Below are 13227 nucleotides of genomic sequence, written 5' to 3' on the forward strand. Positions count from 1 at the left end.
GCCTGCGATGCGGCACATATAATGCGGCACATATAATAGATGGCGCGTAATAGATGGCGCGGCGTCTTAGCGCCGCCGTTCGGGCCTGCGCCAGGGCTCGGGGTCCACCGGCGGCGGGGCACGGCGCCCGGTTGGCGGGGGCGGCGGTGCCTCGGGCGCCGGTGCCTCCTCCTCGGGCATGAGGCGGTCCGCGATCCACCAGGCGAGCCGCCCGCAAGCGATGGCGCAGAGCAGGGCGATCAGCGCGTTCGGCACGGAGGTGCCGGGCCCCGTGAGCCAGATCCAGCCGCCGAAGCCGAGCAGCGCGCCGGCGATCGCGATGAGGAGCGGGCGCGTCACCGCCGCCCCCGCAGCAGTCCGAAGGCGCCGCCGACGACGGCAATGATGAGGCCGGCGAGGAAGTGCGCCATTCCGAAGCCGCCGAAGCCGAGGCCGAAGGCGACGAAGAGGGCGAAGCCGAGCAGCGCGATCATCGCGAGCAGCAGGCCCGGCGTCCTGGGCGGGCGGTACTTCATGCCAGCGCCACGGGCCGGTCGTGCTGGCGCGGCACGAAGCGTCCCTCGCCGGGCTTGGCCAGCACCGCCTCGCCGTCCCAGATGCGGCGGCCGCGCAGGTAGGTGGCGGCGACCCGGCCCCGCAGGGCGCGGCCGTGATAGGCGGAGTGCCGGAACTCCGGCCGGTCCAGGATCCGCGCCTCGTCGAAGGTGAAGCTGCCGCGCTCGATCACGCAGAGGTCCGCGTCCGACCCGACGGCGATGGAACCCTTCTTCGGGTCGAGCCCGTGGTAGCGCGCCGGTTCCGCCGCGAGGTACTTCGCCATGAGGGTGAGCGGCAGACCGCGCTCCTCCAGAAGGGTGAACATGACCGGGGCGAAGCTCTGCATCCCCGTCAGCCCGGCGCCGAGGGCGAAGATGTCGCCCTTGTAGATCTTGCGTTCGCGCTGCCAGGGCGCGTGGTCGGTGGAGATGTAGGCGCATTTGCCGGCCAGCAGCGCGGCCCACATCCGCTCCACCTCCTCCGCCGTGCGGAAGGGCGGGTTGCACTTCCCGAAGCCCTCCAGCCGGACGATGTCCTCCTCCGTCATGCAGAAGTAGTGCAGGCAGCCCTCGCCGGAGGAACGGGCGCCGCTGCGCCGGAAGCTTTCCGCGATGTCGAAGCCGCGGGCGAGGGAGGAGTGGGCGATGTGGACATGGGCCCCCGTCTCCAGCCCGATCTCGAAGATGGCGAGGTTGGCCAGGTTCTCCGCCAGGGGCGGGCGGGTGCGGCAATGCCAGATGGGATCGGTGTGGCCGGCCGCCTTCGCCTCGGCCGTCAGCTTCACCACCAGCTCCTGGTCCTCGTTGTGGACCGCGACCATGAGGTTCGTCCTCGCGATCTCCGCGAAGGCCTCCCGCATCAGCCCCGGCTCGATCCGGGGGAAGCGCACCGCGTCGTACTCGTAGGTGGAGAACTTGAAGGAGCAGGCGCCGGCCTCCGCCAGCGGCGCGATCGCCTCCGCGCCGCCGTCCTTCCTGATGGTGCCGTAGAGCGCCACGTCCACATGGGCCAGCCGGTGCAGCCACTCCACCTTCTCGCGGAAGATCGTCGCGTCCGTCACGGGCAGGGGGATGTCGTACGGCATGTCCACGCAGGTCGTGACCCCGCCGGCGGCGGCCGAGAGCGTCGCCCCCTCGATTCCCGGCCAGCCGATGGAGCTGGCGGTGTGCATGTGCCCGTCCACAAGCCCGGGGAAGATCAGGCGGCCGGACTGGTCCTCCGTCTCCACCGCCGGCGGCGGCTCGCCCCTGCCGATGGCCGCGACCGTCTCCCCGCGCACGGCGACGTAGCCGCCCTTCATCACCCCGTCCGGCAGGACGAGGTCGCCGAGGATCACGCGGTCATAGGGCTGGCTCATGCGGCGTCCGGATCTGCTGCGGGGCAGCGAAGGTTAGGGCAGATCGGCGGCGGCGCGTAACCCACCCGGCACCGGGAAAAGCTCGTCCGCCAGGGAGAGGGCGAGGCCTGCCGCCTCGCTCTCCCGCTCCGCGTTCCAGGCCAGGGCCACGCCCACGGCGCGGATCGGCCCGGCCAGGGCCCGGAACGCCACCCCCGGCGGGTGCAGCCGCGCCATGCCGGAGGAGACGAGCGCGACGCCCAGCCCCGCCGCGACGAAGCCGAGCTGCGCCATGGCCGACCCCACCTCCCGCAAGGTGCGGGGCGCGAAGCCGGCGTCACGGCAGGCCGCGACCATGGAATCCGCGTAGGCCGGGGAGATGGCGCGGGGCAGCAACAGCATCGGCTCGTCCGCCAGCATCGCGAGCGGCAGGGGATCGGGCGCGTGGAGCAGCGCGTGCCCCGCCGGCAGCGCGGCGAGGAGATGGTCCTCGCCCAGAGGGCGGATGCGGATCGGTAGGCGGGCGCGGTCGTCGCGCAGCAGGGCGATGTCCACCTCGCCGCGCCGCAGCGCCTCCAGCGCGTCCGCCGTGTCCATCTCCCGAACGGAGACCGCCGCCTCCGGCCGCGCGGCGGAGAGGGCACGCACCAGCGGCGGCAGCTCGTCGAATAGGGCCGAGGTGACGCAGGCAATCGCCACGGGAGCGTGGCGCCCCGCGCGCAGTTCCCGCGCCAGCGCCTCCAGCGCGCCCGCATCCTCCGCCAGCCTTCGCGCGAGCGGCAGCAAGGCCTCGCCGGCGCGCGTCGGGCGCGTGCCGCGACCCGTGCGTTCCAGCAGCCGCACGCCCAGCTCCCTCTCCAGCGCTTGAATCTGCGCGGTGAGGGGCGGCTGCGAGAGGCCGAGGCGGGCGGCGGCGCGGCCGAAATGCCCTTCCTCGGCAACTGCAAGGAAATGACCCAGGCGTCGCACGAGGCGGAAATCCATGCGCGATACGGAAACGCTATCGCGCGGCGCCGTCAATCGGATTGGACGATGATCCGGTGCGGGTGCAGAACCGCGGTCCCGAGAGAGGAAGGAACGCCCGTGCAGACGCATCCCGTGAAAGTCCATCCGTCCAAGGCGCTGCTGAAGCGCGAGGACCAGCTGGCCTGGAAGATCGCCGCCGTGGCCGCCGATCCCGTGGCGGTTCCCGACGACACGGCGGCCATGATCATCAACCGCGTGATCGACAACGCCTCCGTCGCGATCGCCGCCATCAACCGCTCCGCCCCCACCTCCGCGCGGCAGATGGCGCTCGGCCACCCGCGGCCGGGCGGCGCCACGGTGTTCGGCGCCGATCCCGCCGTGCGGGTCTCGCCGGAATGGGCGGCGTGGGCGAACGGCACGGCGGTCCGCGAACTGGACATGCACGACACCTTTCTGGCCGCCGACTACTCCCACCCCGGCGACAACATTCCCCCGATCCTGGCGGTCGCCCAGACGACCGGGAAGAGCGGCGCGGAGCTGCTGCGCGGGCTCGCCACCGGCTATGAGATCCACATCGACCTCGTGCGCGCCATCTGCCTGCACGAGCACAAGGTGGACCACATCGCCCATCTCTGCCCCGCCCAGGCCGCCGGCCTCGGCACGCTGCTGGGGCTGGACCAGGCGACGATCTTCCAGGCCGTGCAGCAGGCTCTCCACGTCTCCGTGACCTTCCGGCAGAGCCGCAAAGGCGAGATCAGCAGCTGGAAGGCCTTCGCCCCCGCTCATGCCGGCAAGCTGGCGGTGGAGGCCGTGGACCGCGCCATGCGCGGGGAGGGCGCGCCGAGCCCGATCTACGAGGGCGAGGACAGCGTGATCGCCTGGGTGCTGGCCGGCCGCACGCAGCGCTACCAGGGGGATGTCTACGAGCCGGTCTATTATGAGGTGCCGCTGCCCGGCCCGGGCGAGGGCAAGCGCGCCATCCTGGACAGCTACACGAAGGAGCACTCGGCCGAGTACCAGTCCCAGGCGCTGATCGACCTCGCCTTCCGCATGCGGGAGAAGATCGGTGACCTGGAGCAGGTAGAGAAGATCCTCCTCCACACCTCCCACCACACCCACTACGTCATCGGCACGGGCGCCAACGACCCGCAGAAGATGGACCCGACCGCCAGCCGCGAGACGCTGGACCACTCCATCATGTACATCTTCACCGTCGCCCTGCAGGACGGGCGCTGGCACCACGTGGACAGCTACGCGCCCGAGCGCGCCGCCCGGCCCAACACCGTCCGCCTCTGGCACAAGATGGAGACGCGGGAGGACCCGGAGTGGACCCGCCGCTACCACTCCCGCGACCCGAACGAGCTCGCCTTCGGCGGCCGGGTGGAGATCACCCTCAAGGACGGCACGGTGCTGACGGACGAGCTGGCCGTGGCCAACGCCCACCCGCTGGGGGCGAAGCCCTTCGGCCGCGCCGACTACATCCGCAAGTTCCGCATCCTGACCGAGGGCCTGATCGACCCGGCGGAGGCGGACCGCTTCATCGCGGCGGCGGAGAACCTGCCGAACCTGAAGGCCGGGGAGCTGGACGGGCTCAACGTGCGCCTGCCCGACGGCAAGCTGGCCGTCGGCAGGCCCGGCATCTTCTGACCGATGCCTGCGCCGCCGGCCCGGCCAGCGGCGCGGGACCGCCACGCGACAGAACCGCCACGCGACAACCAGGAGGAAGAACCATGAGCGAAGCCCAGCCCGATATCCGGAAGGGCCTGGTCGGCGTCGTCGCCGACGTCTCCGCCGTCTCCAAGGTCATGCCGGAGACGAACAGCCTCACCTACCGCGGCTACCCCGTGCAGGACCTGGCGGAGGGGTGCTCCTTCGAGGAGGTGGCCTACCTCCTCTGGAACGGGGAGCTGCCGGACGCCGCCCGGCTCGCCGAGTTCCGGCGGGAGGAGGCCTCCCAGCGCGCGCTGACGCCGGCGCTGCTGGAGGTGATCCGCGCCTTCCCGCGCGACGCCCACCCGATGGACGCCATCCGCACCGCCGTCTCCTTCCTCGGGATGGAAGACCCTGACACGGCGGACGTGTCGGAGCCCGCCACCCGGCGCAAGGCAATGCGGCTGCTGGCGAAGATCCCGACCGCGATCGCGGCCGCCCACCGTGCCTCCAAGGGGCTAGACGCGGTCGCGCCCGACCCCTCCCTGACCTTCGCGGAGAACTTCTTCCACGTGGTCTTCGGAAAGGTTCCCCAGCCCGAGGTGGTGAAGGCCTTCGACGTCTCCCTCATCCTCTACGCGGAGCACGGCTTCAACGCCTCCACCTTCACGGCCCGCCTCATTACCTCCACCGGCGGTGACCTGCACGGGGCGGTGACCGGCGGCATCGCCGCGCTGAAGGGCCCGCTGCACGGCGGCGCCAACGAGGCCGTGATGCACATGCTGAGCGAGATCGGCGACCCCACCAAGGCCGTGGAGTGGCTGCAGTCCCGCTTCGATCACAAGGCGCTTGTCATGGGCTTCGGCCACCGCGTCTACAAGAACGGCGACAGCCGCGTGCCCACCATGACCAAATACGCCGAGAAGATGGCGGAGGTGGTGGGCGACCGCCGCTGGATGGAGATGTCCCGCCTGCTGGCCGGGGAGATGCTGGCGAAGAAGAACATCCACCCGAACCTCGATTTCCCGGCCGGGCCCGCCTACCACCTGATGGGCTTCGACATCCCGCTCTTCACGCCGATCTTCGTCGCCTCCCGCATCACCGGCTGGGCGGCGCACGTGATCGAGCAGGCCGCGGACAACCGCCTCATCCGCCCGCTGTCGCACTACACAGGCGCGGCCCAGCGCGCGGTTCCCGCGATGGCGGAGCGCGGCTGAGAGAGCCGCGTGCGGGCGGCGCGACGCGCGCGCCGCCCGCACGCGGCGACGAACACGACAGCACGGCGCGGCGCAACGTGCGACGACGCGAGTCGGATGCGCGCGAAAATCTGCGCGCGCGCAAAGTCTTTTCGTTGACAAGCCGGAGTGCGCTGCAGATAGCGTGAAGCGCGCAAGAACTGCCCAACGCGATTCGCGCGCGATGCTGTCAAGCACCATGTGCAGCCACGATGCACCCGGCAGGACAGCGACGCGGCAGGGAGCGGGGCGGTGATCGGCGCGACGCAACGCGAAAGGACGGTTCTTGGGTTTCCACGAACGGGAAGTCTCAAGCCGGATCGGAGAGTGGGCGGCGGAGACGGCGGCGGAAGCGCCGGCCGAGCTGCCCGGGAAGGCGAGGCCGGTGACGGCACGGCGCGCCCGCTCCATCGCCTCGCGTGGCGGAACCAGGCCCTGTGATGCCTTCCCCCCGAGTGGTGGGCGCGTCCGCGGGTCGAGAGCGATCCATGACGCGAACCCACCAGGCACGAACCATCAGGAGATCCAGCACGTGAGCGAAGAGAAGACCCCCCGCGCCGCCGCCATGGCAATGAGCACGACGCGCCGCAGCAGCGGCACGCGCAAGGCGAGCACCGCCGGCCGCGCCAAGCCCGCCGCGAAGGCCGCGACGAAGACCACGAAGGCCGCCGCCGCCAAGAAGCCGGCTGCGAAGAAGGCCGCCCCGGCGAAGAAGACCACCACCGCCGCGCGCAAGACGACGGCCACGCGCAGCACGGCCACCCGCGCCACCGCCGCGAAGAAGGCCGCCCCGGCCCGCAAGGCCGCCGCGAGCAAGACCACCGCCGCGCGCAAGACCACCAGCACGCGCAGCACGGCCGCGAAGAAGGCCGCGCCCGCCCGCAAGGCGGCGGCGAGCCGCGCCGCCCCGGCCAAGCGCGCTACCACGGCCCGCACTGCCGCCAAGTCCGCCACCGCGCGCCGCCCGGCCGCCAAGCGCACCACTGCGGCGGCCACCACCGCCCGCAAGGCCGCGCCGAAGCGCACCGCCGCCGCCAAGCCCGCGGCGAAGACCACCACCGCGCGGACGACGGCCCGCAAGGCCCCGGCCTCCCGCACCACGGCGACCCGTACCACGGCCACCCGCGCCGCCGCCAGCCGCAGCACGGGCGCCCGCAAGAGCGCCGCGACGAGCTCGCGCAGCGAGGCCGCGAAGAAGGGCGCCGAAACCCGCGCGCGCCGCAAGGCCGAGGCCGCCGCCGCCGCGCAGGAGTCCCCCGTGCAGGAGACCGAGGCGCAGGAGAACGGCGACCAGACCTGATCGGCTCGCCGTCACGGAGAAGGGGGCGCCTCGGCGCCCCCTTTTTCGTGCGCGCTCCCTAGCGCGGCGGCAGGGCGAGCAGGTCCGCGTGCCCGACCGCGGCGCGCAGCGCCCCTCGCCGTGCCTGCAGCGCGCGCGCGGCCGGCCAGGCGCCGATCCTCCTGGCGCCGCGCGGCGTCCAGCGCGCCGCGGCCTCCGCGTGCCCCTTCGCGAGCGCGTTGAGCATCTGCGTCTCCGCCGGCCCGATCCGCCAGGGCGAGGGCGCGGTGGCCACGGCGAAGCCCGCCTCGCGGAAGGCGGCGGCGGTCGCGCGCACCGCCTCGCCCCCCAGGGCCGGCCCGTCAAATCCCTTGTCCCGCCCCTGGTCGCGCCGGAAGCCGCGCGCGATGGCCCGGTCCAGCGGGTGCGGCGGCAGGAAGCGCGCGTCGCCCGCCACGTTCAGCGCCGCGTAGAAGGGCAGGCGCAGCCCCGCCGCCAATCTCCCCACCCAGCGGCGGGAAACGAGGTCGAGAAGGGCGGAGCAGACCACGCCGTCCGCCCTGCCCAGCGGCAGCCCGTCCGGCGCGTCCGCCAGGTCCCGTACCAGCCCGTCCACCCGCCACGCGCCTGCGGGCGTGTGGACCAGCAGCGTGCGCTTGTTCGGCGCCGAGACCTCGAACCCCACCTCCACCGCGCGCATGGCAATGGTGTCGAAGGCGAACTCGATGAGGGTCACGTCCGCGTCCACCAGCGTCCAGGCCTGCGGCCGGTTCAGCAGGGGGGCGAGCCAGCGGAACAGGCTTCCGGTGCCCGCCCCGAGATCAAGCAGCCGCGGCCGCGCCGGCAGCGCCGCGGAGAGGGCGAGGGCGAGGCCGATGTCGCGCGCGCGGGCGTCGAAGGGCTCGCGCAGCTCCAGCCAGTCGGCGTCGAAGCTCTCGCTCACGCGCGCACCCTCTCGATCTCGCGGGCGAAGGCCTCCGCGCGGTCAGACCATCGCGGCAGGCGCTGCCCCGCGCGCCACGCGGCCTCCGCCATCGCCTGCCGCAGCCCGGTGTCGTAGATCGGCCGGCGCATGGCGCGGGACAGGCTGTTCCCGTCGCCGGGAGCCGCGATCACCGCGGCGTCGCGCGGCGCCAGCTCCGCCAGCGCGCCACCGGCGGTGACGGCCAGCGGCAGCCCCCGCGCCAGCGCCTCAGCCACGGCCATGCCATAGCCCTCCCAGTGGCTCGCCGAAGCGAAGAGGTCGGCACAGTCGTAGAGCGCCTCCAGTGCCGCGCCCTCCACCTCCCCGGCGAAGGCGACGCGACGCGCGATGCCGAGCTCCTCCGCCAGCGCCCGCAGCCCCTCGGCGTGCACGGGGTCCCGCACCGGGCCGGCGATCGTCAGGCTCCATTCCAGGTCGGTCAGCCGCCCGAGGGCGCGCAGCAACACATCATATCCCTTGCGCGGGACGATCGTGCCGACGGAGAGGATGGCGCAACCCGGCCCGCCCGAGCCGCGGGCGCGGGGCGCGGGATCGGTGCCCGGCTCCACCGTGCCGATGCGCGCCGGGTCGGCGCCGAACTCCGGCGCCAGCCGCTCCGCCGTGAGGCGGGACGTAGTGACGAGCCCGCCCAGCCGGGGAAGCAGTGCGCGCTCCCGCTCGCGCAGGGCCTCGCGCTCCCCTTCCGGGAAGCCCGTCTCCAGGGCCGTGGGATGGTGGATCAGCCCCAGCGCGCGGGCGAGGGCAGGGGAGCCTGCCAGCGGCGCGAAGGCCGGCAGCCCGAGCCCGTCCACCACCAGCGCCTCCGTCGCCAGCAGCCGGTCCAGGACGCCGCGCGCGGCCGCCTCCGCCTCAGCGTCCGGCAGGGGGTGGCGTCCGGGCATCTCCTCCACGCGCACCGCGTGGCCCGCCGCGCGCAGTCCCTCGACGATCCGGCGGTCGTAAGCGTAGCCGCCGCTGGTGGCCGAGAGCGGCGCCGGGACGGCGAGAACAATCCTCACGCGGTCGCGGCCTTCCGCACCGGCGCGTCGTAAGCGGCCCAGGCCAGGGGGCTCTCCCGCAGCAGCACCTTCACGGCCTCCACGGCGCGCCCGCCCTCGCCCAGCCTGCCCTCGGCCAGGGCGGCGCAGAGCAGGCCGTGGACGTGGAAGCACAGGAACTCCGTGCTGGTGTTCTGGCCGGAGAACTGGGGCAGGTTGTCCAGGTTATCGTAGTCGAAGCTGTCGAGGATGCGGCGCAGCTCCACCCGGGCCGCGGCGATGTCCACGAGCAGGTTGGCGTCGTCCAGCGCGGGCGCGCGGAACTCCGCCTCCACCACGAAGGTCGCGCCGTGCACCCGCTGGGCGGGACCGAAGGCTTCTCCCTTGAAGGAGTGCGCGATCATCACGTGGTCGGCGACGGTGAGGCTGTACATCGGGATCTCGTCTAGGGTTCGTAGGTGACGACGGGCAGCAGCGGCGCCGCCTGCCCCTCGGGCGGGGCGCCGAGCAGGCCGGGCATGGCGCGCGGCAGGTCGCGGAAGGCGATCATCGGGCCGCAGAGCGCATCCAGCGCCGGATCGGAGAGGAGGGAGAGGGCGAGCGCCATCCGCTCCGCGTGGCTGCGCCGCCCCCGCATCGGCGCGGCGACATGCCCGACCTGGGTGGAGCGGATCGTGACCCGGTTGGCATGGAACGCCTCGCCCAGCGGCAGGGCGCACTCGGCGGCGCCGAACCAGGAGGCCTCCAGGATCCGGGCTTCGAACCCGGCGCAGCGCAGCGCGGTCCGCAGGCCTTCCGGGTTGCCGGAGGCGTGGATGATCAGGTCGCGATTGCCGGGCGCCTCCTCCGGTGCCACCAGCCGCAGGCCGAGACGCTGCGCCACGGGCGCCCGCAGCGGGTCCGGATCGGCCACCGCCAGCTCCAGCGCCGGGAAGCACGAGAGCAGCCAGGCGCAGAGCAGCCCCACCACCCCGGCGCCGACCACCAGCGCGCGCTCCCCCGGCAGGGGCTGCGCGTCCCAGATGGCGTTCAGCGCCGTCTCCATGTTGGCCGCCAGCACGGCGCGCCATTCCGGCACGCGGTCCGGCACGACGGCGCAGAGGGAGACGGGCGCGACGAAGCGGTCCTGATGCGGGTGCAGGCAGAAAACGCGCTCTCCCACCCACTCCTCCGGGCCTTCTTCCACCACGCCAACGGCCGCGTAGCCGTACTTGACCGGGAAGGGGAGGGCGCCGCCCTGCATCGGGCCGCGCATCCGTGCCCACTCGCTCTCCGGCACGCGGCCGTTGAACACCAGCCGCTCCGTGCCGCGGCTGATGCCGCTGGCCAGCGTCCGCACCAGCACCTCGCCGGGTCCGGGCGGGCGCAGCGTCTCCCCGTGGATCGCGCCCTCGCCGGGGCCGGTGGTCCAGAAGGCGGTGGCGGTGCGGCTCAAGCGCCCTCGCAGACGCGGGGGCGCGTGCGGCGCAGCGGGATGTCGAAAAGGATGTCGCCGCCCTCCAGGGGATAGGGTGTCCAGTCGAAACGCAGCCCGTCCGCGATGCGCGCCGCCTCTGGCAGGATGAAGGCCGCGCGGCCGGAGCCGAGGATGACGGGCGCGACGGTGACGTGCAGCCGGTCCAGCAGCCCCGCTGAGAGGAAGGCGGAGACGGTGATCCCCCCGCCCTCCACGAAGAGCCGGGAGAGCCTGCGCGCGCGCAGGGCGCGCAGCAGCGCGGCCAGGTCCATCCCCTCCGGCCCGCGCGGCAGGCGCAGCACCTCCGCCGCGCCGTGGCGATCCCCGAGAGGCGAATCCGCGAGGCAGGCAAGAAGGGTGGGCGGGCCGCCGTCGGAGAACACACGGTGCGACGGCGAGAGGCGACGGCGCGGGTCGAGGATCACGCGCACCGGGCTCGCCCCCGCCACCTCGCGCGTGGTCAGGCGCGGGTCGTCCTTCTCCACCGTGCCCGCGCCGACCAGCACCGCGTCGCAGAGCGCGCGCAGCCGGTGCGTGTGGAGAATGTCGCCTCGACCGCCGATCCACTGGCTGGAACCGCCGGCCGTGGCGATGCGCCCGTCCAGCGTTTGCGCCAGGCGGCCGACGAGGGTGCAGCCATCCTCTCCCGCGCCGGCGGCGAGCACGGGCGTGAAGAGGGAGGAGAGCGGATGGTCGGGCAGCGGCGCGGGATCTCCGGCGCGGCGCGCCAGCAGCGCCGCCCAGGCCCGATCCGTCGCGCCGTCGGGCGCGCTGTCGGTCGCGCCGTCGGGCGCGCTGTCGGTCGCGCCGTCGGGCGCGCTGTGCGGCGTGGCGTCCATCCCGCGCAGCTATGCCCCAGCGCCGCGCCCCGCGCCAGCAGCCCGCCCGGGTCGCTCAGGCCCGGGCCGCCAGGGTGAGAGAGGGCACCTGGCGCGGCATCGCGCGCTGGCCCAGCCCGCCATAGGTCGCCGGGCGGCTGGCCGGGATGGCGGCGCCCGCGATGGTCTCGATCACGCGGGACTGCAGGGTAATGGCGCGCTCCAGCAGGCGCCGGTTCTCGTCGGAGAGGCCGCGCAGGCCGAGGGCCAGCCGTTCCGCCGCCGCGCGCAGCTCGCCCGTCATGGCGCCGGGCGCGGCCCCCGTCCTCGTCGCGGCGCCGTAGGCGGCGGTGAAGGCGTCGCTCGCCTGCACCTTCGCCGTCGCGAGGGTGGCGGCGCGGCCGAGGTCGAGCCGCGCGAGCGCCTCGTTCTCGGCCCGCAAGGCCTCCGCCAGGCGCTGGCCTGCCGCGAGGAGCGCCTGGACGATGGGGGCGGGGGTCTGGCTCATGCGGTCCTCTCCTGTTGGGGCGCCTGCGCGGCGGATTGCACGCGCAGCAGCTCGCGGTACACGGCGTCGGCGATGCCCACCCCACCCTTGTCCGACCAGGACTGGGCGTATCGCTCGACGAGCATCGGCCGCCACTGCTCCTCCGCGGCGCCGCCGGAGAGCAGCCCCTTCGACGCCTCCCCGAAGACGGGCTTGAGCAGCGCGCCCAACACCTGCGCCTCGAAGCGGCGGGCCACGCGGGCCAGGGCGGCATGGTTGGAGGCGACCGGGTCCATCACCGCACCTCCAGTTCGGCCTGCAGCGCGCCGGCGGCCTTTACCGATTGCAGGATGGTGATCAGGTCCCGCGGTCCGACGCCGAGGGAGTTCAGCCCACGCACCAGCTCCTCCAGCGTGACGGAGCGGGGCAGGATGCCCAGGCGCCGGTCCCGCGCGTCGTCCACCTCAATCCCGGTGCGCGGCACCACAGCCGTCCCGCCGCCCGAGAGCGGGCCGGGCTGGCTCACCTGCGGCGTCTCCGTCACGCGGATGGTCAGATTTCCCTGGGCGATGGCGACGGTGGAGACGCGGACATTGGCGCCCATGACGATGGTGCCGGACGCCTCCTCGATCACCACCTTCGCCGACTGGTCGGGCTCCACGCGAAGGCCCTCGATCTCCGTCAGCAGCCGCGCCACGTCGCGCCCGCCGGTCAGCACCACCACCGTGCGCGGGTCCGTCGCCGTCGCGCTGCCGGCGCCCGCCACGCGGTTGATGGCGGCGGCCATGCGCTGCGCCGTGGTGAGGTCGGGGTTGCGGAGGGAGAGGCGGATCCGGTCGCGCCCCGCGAGCTGGAAGGGCAACTCGCGCTCCACCACCCCGCCGGAGGAGATCCGGGCGGAGGTCGGCACGCCCCGCTGCACGGAGGAGGCCTGGCCGCGCGCCGCGATCGCGCCCGTGGCCACCGCCCCCTGTCCCACCGCGTAGACCTCGCCATCCGCGCCCAGCAGCGGCGTGACCAGCAGGGTGCCGCCCGTGAGGTTCGTCGCGTCCCCGAGGGAGGAGACGGCGATGTCCAGCCGGCTGCCCGGCCGCGCGAAGGCCGGCAGGTTCGCCGTGACCATCACCGCGGCCACGTTGCGCGTGTCCAGCCGCGCCTCCTGGTCGCGCGTGTTCACCCCCAGCCGCTCCAGCATCCCGACGAGGGACTGGCGCGTGAAGATCGCGGAGCGCAGCCGGTCCCCCGTGCCGGGCAGCCCGACAACCAGCCCGTAGCCGACGAGCTGGTTGTCACGGATGCCCTCGATGTCCGCGATGTCCTTGATTCGCACCTGCGCGGCGGCCAGCGCCGGCCACAGCAGGGTGAGCAGCAGGATCATCGCCGTCTTCGCGCTTCGGAAACCCGTCCGGGGCAATCTGGCCTCCAACACTTCCTGCATCCCCCGGCGCAACGCCCGTGCCAGGGCAGGGCGGGGGAGGGTCGGCAGGCCTTGCCGGGGTAG

General features: G+C 73.7%; 15 protein-coding genes. 3 read left to right on the top strand and 12 right to left on the bottom strand.

Annotated features, from left to right (window positions below; genetic code table 11):
• Positions 1-66: 66 nt before the first annotated feature.
• The 4 genes from VQH23_RS20425 to VQH23_RS20440 are packed head-to-tail and all read right to left on the bottom strand — an operon-like array spanning position 67 to position 2857.
• Positions 67-339 carry a hypothetical protein gene (locus VQH23_RS20425; protein ID WP_338662509.1) on the bottom strand — a complete coding sequence of 91 codons (273 nt, stop codon included), beginning with the start codon at positions 337-339 and terminating at the stop codon, positions 67-69.
• Positions 336-515, bottom strand: coding sequence for a hypothetical protein (locus VQH23_RS20430; protein WP_338662510.1), 180 nt, complete (start codon positions 513-515; stop codon positions 336-338). The genes VQH23_RS20425 and VQH23_RS20430 overlap by 4 nt, the downstream gene beginning before the upstream one ends.
• Positions 512-1894 (bottom strand): amidohydrolase family protein, encoded by a 1383-nt coding sequence (locus VQH23_RS20435; RefSeq protein ID WP_338662511.1) that lies wholly within the window; start codon positions 1892-1894, stop codon positions 512-514. Before VQH23_RS20435 ends, VQH23_RS20430 begins: the two co-directional genes overlap by 4 nt.
• A gap of 33 nt (positions 1895-1927) precedes the next feature.
• Positions 1928-2857, bottom strand: a complete 930-nt coding sequence (locus tag VQH23_RS20440; RefSeq protein WP_338662512.1) for a LysR family transcriptional regulator — start codon at positions 2855-2857, stop codon at positions 1928-1930.
• Positions 2858-2956: 99 nt separating this feature from the next.
• Here VQH23_RS20440 and VQH23_RS20445 point away from each other — a divergent pair, with 99 nt between their 5' ends.
• From VQH23_RS20445 to VQH23_RS20455, 3 genes are all read left to right on the top strand, one after another.
• The gene (locus VQH23_RS20445) at positions 2957-4486 is read left to right on the top strand and encodes an MmgE/PrpD family protein (protein ID WP_338662513.1); all 1530 of its coding nucleotides are present in this window, start codon (positions 2957-2959) and stop codon (positions 4484-4486) included.
• An 83-nt stretch (positions 4487-4569) separates the two neighbouring features.
• The gene (locus VQH23_RS20450) at positions 4570-5706 is read left to right on the top strand and encodes a bifunctional 2-methylcitrate synthase/citrate synthase (protein WP_338662514.1); all 1137 of its coding nucleotides are present in this window, start codon (positions 4570-4572) and stop codon (positions 5704-5706) included.
• A 550-nt stretch (positions 5707-6256) separates the two neighbouring features.
• The gene (locus VQH23_RS20455; protein ID WP_338662515.1) at positions 6257-7024 is read left to right on the top strand and encodes a hypothetical protein; all 768 of its coding nucleotides are present in this window, start codon (positions 6257-6259) and stop codon (positions 7022-7024) included.
• Positions 7025-7082: 58 nt separating this feature from the next.
• On the opposite strand, the gene VQH23_RS20460 is transcribed toward VQH23_RS20455, so the two are convergent.
• The 8 genes from VQH23_RS20460 to VQH23_RS20495 are packed head-to-tail and all read right to left on the bottom strand — an operon-like array spanning position 7083 to position 13104.
• A complete protein-coding gene (locus VQH23_RS20460) occupies positions 7083-7946 on the bottom strand; it encodes a class I SAM-dependent methyltransferase (RefSeq protein WP_338662516.1) in 864 nt (287 codons plus the stop codon).
• Positions 7943-8986: a glycosyltransferase family 4 protein gene (locus VQH23_RS20465; protein WP_338662517.1), complete on the bottom strand. Its 1044-nt coding sequence runs from the start codon at positions 8984-8986 to the stop codon at positions 7943-7945. The genes VQH23_RS20460 and VQH23_RS20465 overlap by 4 nt, the downstream gene beginning before the upstream one ends.
• A complete protein-coding gene (locus tag VQH23_RS20470; RefSeq protein WP_338662518.1) occupies positions 8983-9399 on the bottom strand; it encodes a 6-carboxytetrahydropterin synthase in 417 nt (138 codons plus the stop codon). The genes VQH23_RS20465 and VQH23_RS20470 overlap by 4 nt, the downstream gene beginning before the upstream one ends.
• Positions 9400-9410: 11 nt before the next feature.
• On the bottom strand, positions 9411-10400 hold the full coding sequence (locus VQH23_RS20475) for a zinc-binding alcohol dehydrogenase (RefSeq protein WP_338662519.1): 990 nt from the start codon (positions 10398-10400) through the stop codon (positions 9411-9413).
• Positions 10397-11260 carry a RibD family protein gene (locus VQH23_RS20480; protein ID WP_338662520.1) on the bottom strand — a complete coding sequence of 288 codons (864 nt, stop codon included), beginning with the start codon at positions 11258-11260 and terminating at the stop codon, positions 10397-10399. Before VQH23_RS20480 ends, VQH23_RS20475 begins: the two co-directional genes overlap by 4 nt.
• Before the next feature lie 55 nt (positions 11261-11315).
• Positions 11316-11747 carry a hypothetical protein gene (locus VQH23_RS20485; RefSeq protein ID WP_338662521.1) on the bottom strand — a complete coding sequence of 144 codons (432 nt, stop codon included), beginning with the start codon at positions 11745-11747 and terminating at the stop codon, positions 11316-11318.
• Complete coding sequence (locus tag VQH23_RS20490; RefSeq protein WP_338662522.1) at positions 11744-12022, bottom strand: rod-binding protein; 279 nt, start codon at positions 12020-12022, stop codon at positions 11744-11746. The genes VQH23_RS20485 and VQH23_RS20490 overlap by 4 nt, the downstream gene beginning before the upstream one ends.
• Positions 12022-13104: a flagellar basal body P-ring protein FlgI gene (locus VQH23_RS20495; RefSeq protein ID WP_338662523.1), complete on the bottom strand. Its 1083-nt coding sequence runs from the start codon at positions 13102-13104 to the stop codon at positions 12022-12024. The genes VQH23_RS20490 and VQH23_RS20495 overlap by 1 nt, the downstream gene beginning before the upstream one ends.
• Positions 13105-13227: the final 123 nt, after the last annotated feature.

The sequence above is a fragment of the Pararoseomonas sp. SCSIO 73927 genome, from assembly GCF_037040815.1.
Taxonomy (GTDB): domain Bacteria; phylum Pseudomonadota; class Alphaproteobacteria; order Acetobacterales; family Acetobacteraceae; genus Roseomonas.